Below are 12592 nucleotides of genomic sequence, written 5' to 3' on the forward strand. Positions count from 1 at the left end.
TTATGAATAAATTTATTCTAATCTCTATTCCTGTAGTAATTGGAATAATAATTTTATCTTCTTTATTGATATCTAACAATGAATCTGTTGAACCTGAATCTAATTTAATTTATGATGCTGGTTTTACCTATTATGATATTGAAAAAATTCGAAATATTTTAGCAGAACAAAATATTTTTGTTTCTTCTCCTACTGCAATTACTGATCAAACGATTGATCAATATTGTACTTATTTCCAAAAAGGACTTCCTAGATCTGTAGAGTATTGTACAACTACTGCTGTAGTGAATGCTGATGGTGATACAATAGGGAATATCAATATTGGTGGTAATACTCAATCTCCTATTTTGGCAATTGCTAATCTTGAAACATCCTCCCTAGAGTCAAATCAAGAGGAAACAATTGCAGTGTTTAAAACTATGATTGAGACACTTGTTTGTGATTGTTGGGATGAAAAAAAATCTGCAGATTATGAATCTGTTACTGACTGGATGGAAGGTGTTAGAACGTTTTATTATGATTCAGACCAACGTAGCATAACATCAAAAATTGATAATTTGGCTGATCATGAAATATTCTTAGAAATCACTACTATGGATAACTCTGTTTTGCAGACATTAATTATTCTAAAGTAGTTTAATTATATGATGGATTTCTTTGATTGATGCTATTATGATTGATCAACTATGGCTTATTGTATTAGGATTTGGTGCAGGAATTCTAGGTTCTATGATTGGTCTTGGTGGTGGAATAATTGTTGTTCCTGTTTTAACATTTTTGGGGTTTTCACCAACAGTTGCAGCAAGTAATAGTTTGTTTGCTGCATTAAGTAATGCTACTGCATCTACAATTTCATATTCCAAACAAAAACGAATTGATTACTCTTTGGGTATTAAACTTGGATTACTTTCAATACCTGGTACTGTTTTAGGTGCAATTGTTTCTACTGACATTGCACCTGATCTTTTTAAAATTTTATTTGGATTTGTATTAATTGCATCTGCAGCATATATTTTTCTCCGGAAACAAATTGAAACTAAAGAAAAAATAATTTCAAAACAAATAATGATTTTTGCTATAGGTGCCAGTTTCTTTGCAGGCGTTATTTCTTCTTTCTTTGGAATTGGTGGTGGTATTGTCTTTGTTCCTTTGATGGTAGTTGGAATGGGAATGGCAATGAAAAAAGCTGCACCTACATCACAATTGATTTTATTATTTGCGTCTTTCTCTGGAGTAGTTGTACATAGTCTACTTGGGCATCCTGACTTTATTCAAGCTGGATTGTTAGCAATTGGTTCTTTTATCGGTGGACTAGTTGGTGCAAGATTATCTATTGATGTTAAGGAGAGATATTTACAAATCCTAGTCTCAGTTGTGATTTTAATTGCCGCTGCAAAATTGTTTATTGATTCCATGTCTGTAAATATTTCATTAGGATTTTAGCCTCGCTAATCTTTTTGTGTTTTTATACTAATTTTGTAATACATATTGTTCGTTAGGTCTTATGACCTAAGGGCGGGGGAGACTAGTCGGCTCTCCTGTATTTTTACTTTCTATATTGATTTTGCACATATGTTTTCTTAAATCTAGTTTTCTATTAAAAAGAAATTCCCATATTTGGGACTTAATACTATAAGATAATAAGATAAAGTATGATTACCATATTAGAGTAAATTATGACGATGAATTTGGGGTTTAATGTACATGGTTAGTTGTATTGTGATAGATGACGATGTAGATATCGTTGATGTCTTTTGTGAATTGTTGAATGTAGTTAATGTTGATGTACTAGGAATTGGAACTGATGGTAATGATGCGTTAACTTTGTATGAGAAACACCGTCCTGACATTGTTTTTACTGATTTACAAATGGATAGATGTGATGGGTATCATGTAGTCGAAACAATCAAAGATGTTTATCCTAAAGCAAAAATTGCAGTAATTACTGGTGATCTTAATGCAACATCCTCACTAATCCTTAATTTATTGAAGATACCTATAATCAAAAAACCATTTGACACTCATGAAATTAAACAACTAATCAATGATATCTTCTTAATAGATCATACGATGCCTTCTTCATTTGAGATTCAATACAAATTCCTAAATGACGTGAATGTTTATTCTTGCAATGTTAATTATCAACAATATAGAAATTTCAAATCATTGCCTGTCATAGAAGAATGCCTAGTCATAGATTCTAGTAAAGGTGATCTCTCTAATCTCAATGAAATGGAAAATGCCCTTCAATTAGCAGTAAAAAATGATGTTACCTCTATCCGTAAATTATCGGAGATTGTTCCTGAATGACTCTGAGAATGACTTCATGTATTTGGAATATTAATATGAAAGTATTAACAAATGAGAATTATGGCTGAAATAGATACTTTTTTTGCACCCTCACTTGAAAAGATGATTCGAGATAATCTGGGTGATACTACGTATCACAGTATTCAAAATCGCCTATTTGAAAAATATGGTGCATCGATCACTGAATCTATAATTGATTTTAGAAAATTAGATTCTGTTCTTAGAGAATTTTTTGGTGCAGGAGCTGAAGGTTTAGAAAAGAAATTCTTGGATAAGATTTGTTGTATTAAATCTAAACAAGATAAAGCTGAAAATAGATTTACTATATCTGATCCTGAAATCAGTCAATCAATTCTAAAAGCATTCAGTGATGATGAAATGTCAAAAATTCTCAATGCCTCTATTGGAGAACCTTGGACTATTTCCGAAATCTTAGAAAAATTAAACATTCCTACAACATCTGGTTATAGAAAAATTAATTTATTGATTGAACAAGGACTGTTGGTAAAATCTGGGTATGACTTTACAACAAATAGACGAACTGTTGACAAATACAAATCACTATTCGATAATGTGAATATTGATTTCAACAATAAAGTTACAGTGAATGTGCAATTTACACCTGAAGTCATTGAGAATAGTACTGTATTACAAACAGTCTATAGTAACTAAAATAATTTTTATTCTAAATGAATTGATAATAATTATTTTATTTTATATCTGATCTGCTTTTTATTTTTAGTTTAAAAATTTCATTATACCTATTGTGAAAAATATATTGGTATCTGCAGAAAACTTTTCCTAAATAACAAATTTGCTTACTTTGTTCCCTCTCAAACCCTATTTGATAAATCACAATATGATCATAATAGACTAACCCTGATGTTATCTTATGATGAAATACTTATTGAAAAATCTAAATTAGCTGCTATGTATGTGACTCCTGAATCTGATAGACTCTCTGGAAAATTTGAATATTTGATAATTCTTTGTGCTGATACAACACTGCCTGAAAATTAATTTTGAAATCTTTAGTATGATTCCTACGACTCTGTTAAATACAAAAATTACCTGATAATTATATGACTATTTTATACGTCCCAATAAGACCTTCAAGAAGAAATGATGAAGAATTAGAAGATTAGTTTTTACTATTTTGGCGTTTCTTTTTTAATCCTGTAGATGTTTCTCTTTGAAATAACAACTATGTCATTGTCCTGTGACATTCCTTCATAATCTATAGATATTTTTCCAAATTCATCGTCAATGTCATTTGTTTCTGATACTGTAAATTTTAATTTTAAAACTTGATCCGTGTATAGTGGTTTGAGAAATCTAGTGTTTCTATTTTCCCACTTTGGATCTCCGTCTGTTCCCAGAAAAATAATGTCATTCCCGTAAATCTGATTTAGTCTTGTAAATTCTCCTTCCATTCTTGATAAAATTGCTCTGCCTGAAACTAGTTGCTGTTCTCCTTTCTTTTTATTTTCTAGAAATGCATTTCTTACTCTAGAAAATTTAAGGTATTCTTCTAATTCTTTATCTGAAATACTGCATGTGGAATAAAATGAGTCTCCTACTCTGAATTCAGAAAATTTTTTCATTATTATCTTGATTCATCAACACAGAAAGTAACTTCTGATGATGAAGCAGAGATATCTGATACAAGGAAATTAAACGCATCAGCAATTTTTTCATTATTTGGTTCTGAACCTGTAACTGAACCTGGGAATATCGTAAATAATCTAATTTGTGATTTTAATACATCACTCAATTCTTGATTTACAGTTGTTGTAAACGGTCTTAGTGCTCCTCTAAACACTTCAACTTGAGCTCTTTGAGTTCCTGTAACTTTACGTCCAATGGGTAAATCTGGACCGATGATCATGATTGAACCTTTTGTGTCTTTGAATAATCTTGGATCTTTTCCTCCTCCTGGTACAAATTGTTCTAATGCTCTTTGAGCAACAGTTGCAGGAGTTGAGATGAATTTTGCAACTAGTTCTTCCCAACCTACTCTGCTTAATTCTGTTAATTTTTCAACTTCTGGAAGTTTTCCTGTGATGTGAATCACACCTAGAATATCTCCAATGTTTGTTTTAGCTGTGTTTAACCACTTTGAAACTTCTTCTGGGTTTGTAATATCTACAACATGTGAATGGAATTTTCCACTAATTTGTTCTTGCAAGTTTGTAGGAGTTGTTTGTGAGATAAAACATGCCACTTTTCCACCATTCTTTTCCACATGACCTGCCAAGTATTCTACTCTTTCTGCATCTGCTTTGTCAGTTGCATCAACTGTAAACACTACAGCTTTTCCACCAAAGTCTGGCTGATGAACTCCTGGGGTGGTGGTTCCGACATGAGCTTTAACTGGATAAAATACTCTATCTCCTGGAATTACTTTGCCGTTAATTATTTTTGCAATCTCGTCATCACACAAATTCAGAACTGACTCTGCAACTTGTGTTTGTGACAAAAATTCTTTGTTTGCAATCATATGTGATGTATTATTTTGAACTTTTTCTGCTATTGTTTGAATTTTGGTTAATAGATTGGTAAATGTTTCAGTTAATTTAGCAACATCTTTTCCATTTGCTAATTTTTCTGCAGTTTTTGCAATTCCTTCTTTATCTACTCCATCAGCTAAAATACATTCTAACAAATCATCTTTTGCTTCTTCAACTTCAACTGGACTCAAGTCTTCAAATCCACTGACTCTCATAAATTCAGCAGCTGCTTTTGGATAAACTGTTTTGTAAATTCTATCTGAATGAACAGGACCTGGATTTGTTGCAATAGAAATAATTCCTTTATCAGTTAATTCCCATGACATGCATTCAGCTAGTCTATTCTTTGCACCTTGTGATGCAGTATATGGACTTCTAAATCTGTAAGGTCTCTGTTCTAATGGCCTTTCTTCTGTAAAGAATGTTGAAATTGTAATTATTTTTCCACCTTCTTTCATTACTTTTAATGCTTGAACCGAGCCCCAGAAAGTACCTGTTAAATGAATTCCAATTGTACTTTTGAATTCATCTAATGGTGAATTTGGAAAACATGTGACAGGGCCTGACACACCTGCATTGTTAATTATGTAATCTATTGTAACATTGTCATTCTTTAGAGAATCAAACATTCCATTCATTGCAGTTTCATCTGAAACATCAACCCCTGAAAAAATTCTCACTGATGCATTTGTACCTTGAGGAATTTTTCCTTCAAGTTCCTTTGCTGCCTCTTCTAGTGGCCCTTTTCTTCTTCCAAGAATAATTACACTTGCTCCTTCCTCGACAAATTTCGTTGCGATGGCTTTACCAATTCCAGTACCACTTCCTGTGATTAGAGCAATTTTATTTTGAAATTTCAATTTAGATAAAATCTCAAAACTTTTGTAATATTTAATTCGATTGATCTTTGAGTCAAAAAATACAGAATATCTTTATTTGTGGGTATGATTGATGATTTTTAATGCATGATACAGAGTCTGACACATTTGTCTATCAAACATGGCCTGAAAAATTTGCTGGCATGCTAAAGGAGATCGGCATTGATTCTGAATCTAAAGAAATTGGAACTGATGAAATTGAAAATGATGATTACTATAGTAGATATTTTGCTCAAACACCTAGAATGGTAACTAATAGAGGATGTATTGATATCAAGAATTCGAACATTGACGCAGTACAAATAATTCAAAAGGGATAATCATGCAAGATCCTAATCCACTTCCATGGGGCGCACTAGATAGGTTTCAAGCTCAATTTATTGTACGAAAGGCCACTGGTAATTCGTATAACAACTATGTTGCCAAAACCAAACTTACTACTAAAGGGCATTTTGCCTCAAAAACTGTTGTCAAAGTAGAATGGAATGGTTCTGGTAGTCTTGCATCAAAACTAAATGCAGATACTGAACTAAATGATATGATTGCAAAACAATCAGTAAAAGATGCAACAATCTACGTAGAGCCCACTGAAGTTGCAGTAAGAATTAGAAGTAAATGGGACAATCATATTGCTTTTGGAATCACAAAAGAACTCTTTGAAATCTATGACCGAATTGCAGGTCACATAAAATCCGTCTAAGCTTTCCACCAATCTAAAGCCAAGAAATCTACTTTCTCTTTGCCTTTAGGAATTGCCAAGATGAATTGTTTCTTAACACTTGTAGCTAGTCTGCCTGCTAGAACAATACCTGTGGATGTAATTGGTTCACTTCTTGTATACACTTGAATTAAAAATGGAGCATGATCAATTCCTGGTCCTTTCTCATAAACTGCAAAGTCACATCCAAATTTAATTCCTGGATTGATAATGTACCCTTTATCTCTAAAATTCTTGTATACTAGATATTTTTTATCAAATTCATGAACTTCTTTTTTACATATTTCAATTAATTCATCAACTGTTACTCTTTGTTTGGATTTTGTAATTGTAATTTTTTTATTTTCTAATAGATACAATCCTTCTATAAGATCTAAAATTAATGGAGCATCTATTTCTTCAATTTTTGGTTTTGGTATGCCTATTGGTTTCCCGTAATATCCTTGACTGAAAAGTTTTCGTGAATCCTCAATATTCCATACTATGATTCGATTTTCGATTAATTCGCTTTTCATTGTCTTTGTATGTTATTCTCTGTATATGAATTCTATAGGAAAATAGAATATCTAAATTGAAAATAAAGTAAAAGTAGTGAGGTTTTGTTGGTTATAGGCTCAATGCTAATAGAATGAAAGAATCTGATACTCTTTGACATTTGTCTGCCATTTCTTCAATTCCTTCAATAACATCTTTGATCAACATTAGTTCTTTTGTATTTGTAACTTCTGTGAGAAGTTTCAATGTTGCTTGTCTGTATTTGATGTCTATTTCTCTCTCTATTGTTTGAGTTTCTTGTGCCAACTCGATGGCGTTTGCAGTGTTTGTGTTAAGACTACGAATGATTTCATTTAGTTTGTAAACTTCGTCTACAACTAATTCAATCAGTTTTGTAATATCTTTATCCAGTTTTGCACTCTTTAGAGTTGTAATTTTTACATTTGATAGTTTGAATGAAATGCCTGTGATATAACCTGCAATCTCATCCATTGTATATGCTGTATTTAGAAGATTTTCTCTGTTCATGATTAATCCTCCAACATCGGCAACTTCTCGTGTAATTTTTCTTCTCAAGTTTTCAACTTCTTCTTCAATTGTTGAAATTTGCTCTAGTGTGTTTTTGATTCCTGATTTGTCTTTTTTCATCATTAGTTCAGGTAGTGTTGCAAGTTCTCTGGATGCATTTAGAATTCTATTGATTTCGTCTTGTAAAACTGCTATAGCCTTTCTTTTTGCTTGAACTTCAAGCTCTCCGCTATACATAACAAAAATGAAAAAACTCTGTGGTAATTTAAATCCTTTATGGTTTTAGAACTTTTTTGAGCACGAATCACATCAAATTTTTGTCATGTGCTACTTTTTTCTGACCTTTGTATAATGAGATGACTTCCTCATTTGTTGATGCATCCTCTACTGCTTTTTCAACTCTAATTTTCCCTGTGAATTTTGGAAATCTTAATGCTAGTCCTGCATCTTTGCGAATTACATCTAGTGCTGCTTTGTGAATTGGACTAAGAGTGATTTCTGATGCAACTACCTCGATTACTAATTCTGGTTCAAACCATACATCTGCTTCCATCTCACTTACTATTCGTGGATTTTTTTTAATTGAAACTTTGGGATGTAATATTTGATATAACTGATCTAGAGATTCATCTGAAAAACCTGTTCCTACTTTGCAAATACTTGGAAACGTATCTTCATCTTCATCATATGTGGCTAAGAGTAATGTTCCATAACTTCCTGTCCTTCTTCCTTTCCCAAAAAATCCACCGATTACGACAAGGTCTAAACTATCGCCCAACTCGTTTCTATATTCGCGTTTAAGCTTTAACCAATGACTGCCCCTGGAACCTGCTTGATATGGTTTATCTAGCATCTTTAACATCAAACCTTCGCTTCCTGCATTGATACTGTTTTCCATAAAGTCTTCAATTTCACTTTCATTTTTTACCGTGCTCATTGGAATGTACTTTGAAAATTCATCTTCTTTGACATGTTTTTCAAGTTTTTCTCTTCGTTCTTTGTAACTTAATTCAACACAACTTTTGCCATTACAAAATAAAATATCAAAAAAGTTTACTGTGATTGGATATTCTGTAACTGCTTTTTCTATTTTGTATTTTCTTCTTCGATGCATTAGTTCTTGAAATGGTAGAAATTCTCCTGTATTCTCATTTATTGCAACAGCTTCTGCTTCTAAAATTATGTTGTCTGCAAGTATGTTTTTAGGAATTTTTTCAATAATGTCTGGATAATAACTTTCAATCCTTTCTAAACTCCTAGAAAATAATTCTACTTTTTCCCCTTCAATGTGTAATTGAACTCTTTCTCCGTCTAGTTTGTATTCTGCAGCAAATTCATTCCCCATCTTTTCAATTGCTTCTTGTTCACTTTTCACTCTGTCAGCTAACATTGGTCTGATTGGATTGAACAAAACAATTTCAAATTTTTCAATTCCTTCTAGGCCTTTTGTTGCAATAGTTTCTGCAACTTTGCCCAAGTCGCTTGATACGTTGTACGCATATTGAAGTTTTTTTCTATTTTCTTTATCTCCTGAAAATGCTATTGCTAAAGCATCCATTACAGTATTTTCTGCAATTCCTAGTCTCAAAGTTCCTAACAAAATTTTCAAAATAAAACTTGCCTCTAATGGGGTTGCGTCATTTAGCAAACTAGAAATGTATTTCATTTTCATATCTTGAGATCTAGATCCTCCTAGTTTTGCAATTTTGAATAATGTATCGTATACTCTTTCTACAGTAATGTCTTCAACTAGAAATGTAGTCTGTGTTTTTTGTTCCAAAATTATTGAAGATGCATGGCCGAGATCTCCGCCTTTCCTGTATTCGTCTTCGATTTTTTTAATAGGAATTCCTGAAGATTTTGAAATTGCTCTAATTGCAAGTTTCTCTGCAACTCCTAACTCAATTCCTTCAAAGTCTGGTCTTAATTTTCCTTGAATGAGGTATACTATTTTTGATATTACATCATGCGGTGTTTTTTCAAATAGTTCAACTAAAAATTGTGTTAATTCTAGTCTTTTTCTAGTTGATTCCATTTTGTTAAATGACTCAGCTAAAATTGCAAACTCCATTTTACTTATCTATGTAATCTTGAATAAAAGTCTGAATTAGATGTATCTAAAAATTGTTGGTTTATCTGACTTTGGAAGATCTGAAACTAGTGCAAAGTTGTAAAATGGATATGCCTCTTTGTATTGTTTCATAAAACTCCATGCCACATCATGTGTTTTGAATTCTGTTCTAATTCCATCTATCTTGCTTTTTTTCCCATACACATCAAAAGGGACAACAGAGTATTCTTTTGGACGGTTATGTGGTCTTGCTTTGAGTAGCCATGCAAATGCAAATATGAAAACTGCTCCTAAAATCACATATTCTCCAGCAATTTTGAAAAATGCTAAAATTACTCCTGGAATAGTTTGTCCAAATAACACTGCAACGAAACTTGAGAAAGATATGACTGCTAATGCTGTGAAAATATACGTCTTCCAATCAAACACCTTTTGAAAAGCATTCATAAACTAATATGAGTACGTAGTTTTTTGATTTAACTATTTCCTATGATTAGCAAGATCTGAAATGACTAATCTGGATCTTCGTAATTCTCTTTCTTTTCACCGCTGGATGTCTCTTCCATTGGCTTCATCTTAGCTTCAAGAATATCCATTCTTGCTCTATATCCTTCAGCATATTCTAGTTCTGATGGAACAAGTGTTGCTGGATGAATGAATCCTTGACTTCTAATTGCTATTGCTTTCTTTGTAGCATTTTCTCTAATGTAGTCCCAATCTGGAGTTGAGAATCCATCAAATGGTCCAACTAGTTTCCCATTATGCATGCTGAATACTAGTGATTCTACAATTGGAATACAAAAGTTGATTGATGCTGCCGAGTTTAATTTTACTGGCATTAATGGCATGTTGTGACTACCTCTTGTATTTCCTGCAACATAGTGTGGATTGTTAAAGACACTTCCGACTTCTTCTGTGGCTGGGAAGTTCTTTTGAGTTCTTACTAGCATGATTGGATCATCTTTTCCAACATATGTTCCTGCAATGTTGTGTAATCTATCAGTTGATGCATCGAGAATTGGTTCTCCATCTTTGGTGTACACTGAATCTACGACATATCTTCCTGGATACATCAATGCAGCTTCGATGGTTGGCTTGTCTTCCCATAAACGTAAGGATGCAATTTGTGCTTTCTCAACATCCATGATATTCATTACAACACCAGCTGCTAGACTTTTGTTTACAATCAATGCTGTATTGCTTAATGTATCTACAAACATTCTATAGATTGGATAGTTGAATGCACCTGGTTCTGTTTTATCTGCTGCATAAACAGTAAAAGCTTCATTGGGTCTTTCTTCAAATTCTAATTCTGCAACACCTGGACCCATTCCTTTCACGTTTCCTGAAAATGAATCTTTTAACAAGTCTTGACCTGCTCCATACAATCCCTCATCTTTTGCTACTTGAGTTCCTGCCATGAATGCATCCCATGCTAATTTGTGAATTTTTTCATTGTCTACCCCATGTGTGTGGGTCATAACAATATGTGTGTCATCGCCACAATATCCTATATAATGATCAATAAGTAAATCTCCTGAATTTTCAACGGTATCTCTAATTGCTTTGATTAGGCCGTCACTTGGTTTTGTATGTCCGCCGATTCCTCCGACATCTGCTTTGATAACTGAAACTGTAATTTTCATATTTTTGATTTCTATCTCTTTGATTTATGTGCTTTTAGCAAAGTCTTATGATCTGTAATTAATTGATTTTTTTTTAATTTTTCTTCAAAAATTCATAACGCTAATAAATGCCCTCAGCGACGCATTTCATATGGCAGATAAACCACACTTGAACCTGATTGTTACAGGACATATTGATAATGGAAAATCAACTACTATGGGTCATTTTTTGATGGATCTTGGAGTTGTAGATGAAAGAACAATTGCAGCTCACGGAGCAGAATCCGAAAAGACCGGAAAAGGTGATACTTTCAAGTACGCTTGGGTTATGGATAACATTAAAGATGAAAGAGAGAGAGGTATTACAATCGATCTAGCTTTCCAAAAGTTTGAGTCACCAAAGTACTTCTTTACTTTGATTGACGCTCCTGGTCACAGGGACTTTATTAAAAACATGATTACTGGTGCTTCTGAAGCAGATGCAGCCATTCTAGTACTTTCAGCAAAAGAAGGTGAAACCGATACAGCAATTGCTGCAGGTGGACAAGCAAGAGAACACGCATTCTTGCTAAAGACACTCGGTGTAAGCCAACTAATCATTGCAATCAACAAGATGGATGCAGTCGAATACAAAGAAGACGCATTCAACGCAGCCAAAGCAAAAGGTGAAGGTTTAGCAAAATCTGTTGGTTACAAATTAGATCAAGTACCTATCATTCCAGTATCTGGATGGAAGGGAGATAACTTAGTCAAGAAATCAGAGAACATGGATTGGTACAAAGGTAAGACTTTGTTAGAAGCATTTGATGACTTTACTGTCACTGAAAAACCCGTCGGTAAACCACTACGTGTTCCAATTCAAGACGTTTACACTATTACCGGTGTAGGAACTGTACCAGTAGGTAGAGTTGAAACAGGAATTATGAAAGCAGGAGACAAAATTGTTGTAATGCCTTCAGGAGCTCCTGGTGAAATCAAATCTATTGAAACACACCACACTGAAATGCCATCTGCAGAAGCAGGTGACAACATTGGTTTCAACCTTAGAGGTGTTGAAAAGAAAGATATCAAGAGAGGAGATGTTCTTGGTACTCCTGATGCACCTCCAAACGTTGCAAAAGAATTCAAAGCCCAAATTATTGTTATTCACCACCCAACAGCAATTGCTCCTGGTTACACACCAGTAATGCACGCACACACTACACAAGTCGCAGCAACTGTTACTGAGTTCCTCCAAAAGATCAACCCAGCAACTGGTGCAGTTGAAGAAGAAAATCCAAAATTCCTCAAAGTTGGAGATTCTGCAATTGTCAAAATTAGACCGGTGAGACCAACATGTATTGAAACATTCCAAGAATTCCCTGAGATGGGTAGATTTGCCCTTAGAGATATGGGTGCAACTATCGCAGCAGGAATTGTAAAGGAAATTACCGAAGAGTACAAACCATAGGCGGATT

At 33.4% G+C, this 12592-nt stretch carries 15 protein-coding genes; 8 read left to right on the plus strand and 7 right to left on the minus strand.

The window, feature by feature from the left end:
- Positions 1-2 precede the first annotated feature (2 nt).
- The 5 genes from C5F47_RS03285 (at position 3) to C5F47_RS03305 (ending at position 3330) form a co-directional block, all read left to right on the plus strand.
- Positions 3-635 (plus strand): hypothetical protein, encoded by a 633-nt coding sequence (locus tag C5F47_RS03285; protein WP_179361477.1) that lies wholly within the window; start codon positions 3-5, stop codon positions 633-635.
- Positions 636-672: 37 nt separating this feature from the next.
- The gene (locus C5F47_RS03290; RefSeq protein WP_179361478.1) at positions 673-1443 is read left to right on the plus strand and encodes a sulfite exporter TauE/SafE family protein; all 771 of its coding nucleotides are present in this window, start codon (positions 673-675) and stop codon (positions 1441-1443) included.
- 261 nt (positions 1444-1704) lie between these two features.
- Complete coding sequence (locus C5F47_RS03295; protein ID WP_179361479.1) at positions 1705-2310, plus strand: response regulator transcription factor; 606 nt, start codon at positions 1705-1707, stop codon at positions 2308-2310.
- A gap of 60 nt (positions 2311-2370) precedes the next feature.
- Positions 2371-2982: a transcriptional regulator gene (locus tag C5F47_RS03300; protein WP_179361480.1), complete on the plus strand. Its 612-nt coding sequence runs from the start codon at positions 2371-2373 to the stop codon at positions 2980-2982.
- Between the two features lie 210 nt (positions 2983-3192).
- The gene (locus C5F47_RS03305; RefSeq protein ID WP_179361481.1) at positions 3193-3330 is read left to right on the plus strand and encodes a hypothetical protein; all 138 of its coding nucleotides are present in this window, start codon (positions 3193-3195) and stop codon (positions 3328-3330) included.
- 131 nt (positions 3331-3461) lie between these two features.
- Here C5F47_RS03305 and C5F47_RS03310 read toward each other — a convergent pair whose 3' ends face one another.
- Together C5F47_RS03310 and C5F47_RS03315 are read right to left on the minus strand one after the other, a co-directional pair.
- Entirely contained in the window at positions 3462-3914 is a 453-nt protein-coding gene (locus C5F47_RS03310) for a hypothetical protein (RefSeq protein WP_179361482.1), read from the minus strand.
- A 2-nt stretch (positions 3915-3916) separates the two neighbouring features.
- The gene (locus C5F47_RS03315) at positions 3917-5680 is read right to left on the minus strand and encodes an SDR family NAD(P)-dependent oxidoreductase (RefSeq protein WP_179361483.1); all 1764 of its coding nucleotides are present in this window, start codon (positions 5678-5680) and stop codon (positions 3917-3919) included.
- 101 nt (positions 5681-5781) lie between these two features.
- Here C5F47_RS03315 and C5F47_RS03320 point away from each other — a divergent pair, with 101 nt between their 5' ends.
- Complete coding sequence (locus tag C5F47_RS03320; RefSeq protein ID WP_179361484.1) at positions 5782-6018, plus strand: hypothetical protein; 237 nt, start codon at positions 5782-5784, stop codon at positions 6016-6018.
- Between the two features lie 2 nt (positions 6019-6020).
- Positions 6021-6398: a hypothetical protein gene (locus C5F47_RS03325; protein ID WP_179361485.1), complete on the plus strand. Its 378-nt coding sequence runs from the start codon at positions 6021-6023 to the stop codon at positions 6396-6398.
- Here C5F47_RS03325 and endA read toward each other — a convergent pair.
- From endA to C5F47_RS03350, 5 genes are all read right to left on the minus strand, one after another.
- Positions 6395-6931, minus strand: a complete 537-nt coding sequence (gene endA / locus C5F47_RS03330; RefSeq protein WP_179361486.1) for a tRNA-intron lyase — start codon at positions 6929-6931, stop codon at positions 6395-6397. The genes C5F47_RS03325 and endA overlap by 4 nt on opposite strands.
- Positions 6932-7022: 91 nt before the next feature.
- Entirely contained in the window at positions 7023-7676 is a 654-nt protein-coding gene (locus C5F47_RS03335) for a DUF47 domain-containing protein (protein WP_179361487.1), read from the minus strand.
- 67 nt (positions 7677-7743) lie between these two features.
- The gene (locus tag C5F47_RS03340) at positions 7744-9510 is read right to left on the minus strand and encodes an ATP-dependent DNA ligase (protein WP_179361488.1); all 1767 of its coding nucleotides are present in this window, start codon (positions 9508-9510) and stop codon (positions 7744-7746) included.
- 36 nt (positions 9511-9546) lie between these two features.
- Complete coding sequence (locus C5F47_RS03345) at positions 9547-9957, minus strand: membrane-associated sensor domain-containing protein (RefSeq protein ID WP_179361489.1); 411 nt, start codon at positions 9955-9957, stop codon at positions 9547-9549.
- 65 nt (positions 9958-10022) lie between these two features.
- On the minus strand, positions 10023-11156 hold the full coding sequence (locus C5F47_RS03350; RefSeq protein ID WP_179361490.1) for a fructose-1,6-bisphosphatase: 1134 nt from the start codon (positions 11154-11156) through the stop codon (positions 10023-10025).
- 130 nt (positions 11157-11286) lie between these two features.
- Between C5F47_RS03350 and tuf the strand changes: the two genes are divergently transcribed.
- A complete protein-coding gene (gene tuf / locus C5F47_RS03355; protein WP_179361491.1) occupies positions 11287-12585 on the plus strand; it encodes a translation elongation factor EF-1 subunit alpha in 1299 nt (432 codons plus the stop codon).
- Positions 12586-12592 lie beyond the last annotated feature (7 nt).

Origin of the sequence: Nitrosopumilus cobalaminigenes (assembly GCF_013407145.1) — an archaeon.
GTDB classification, from domain to species: domain Archaea; phylum Thermoproteota; class Nitrososphaeria; order Nitrososphaerales; family Nitrosopumilaceae; genus Nitrosopumilus; species Nitrosopumilus cobalaminigenes.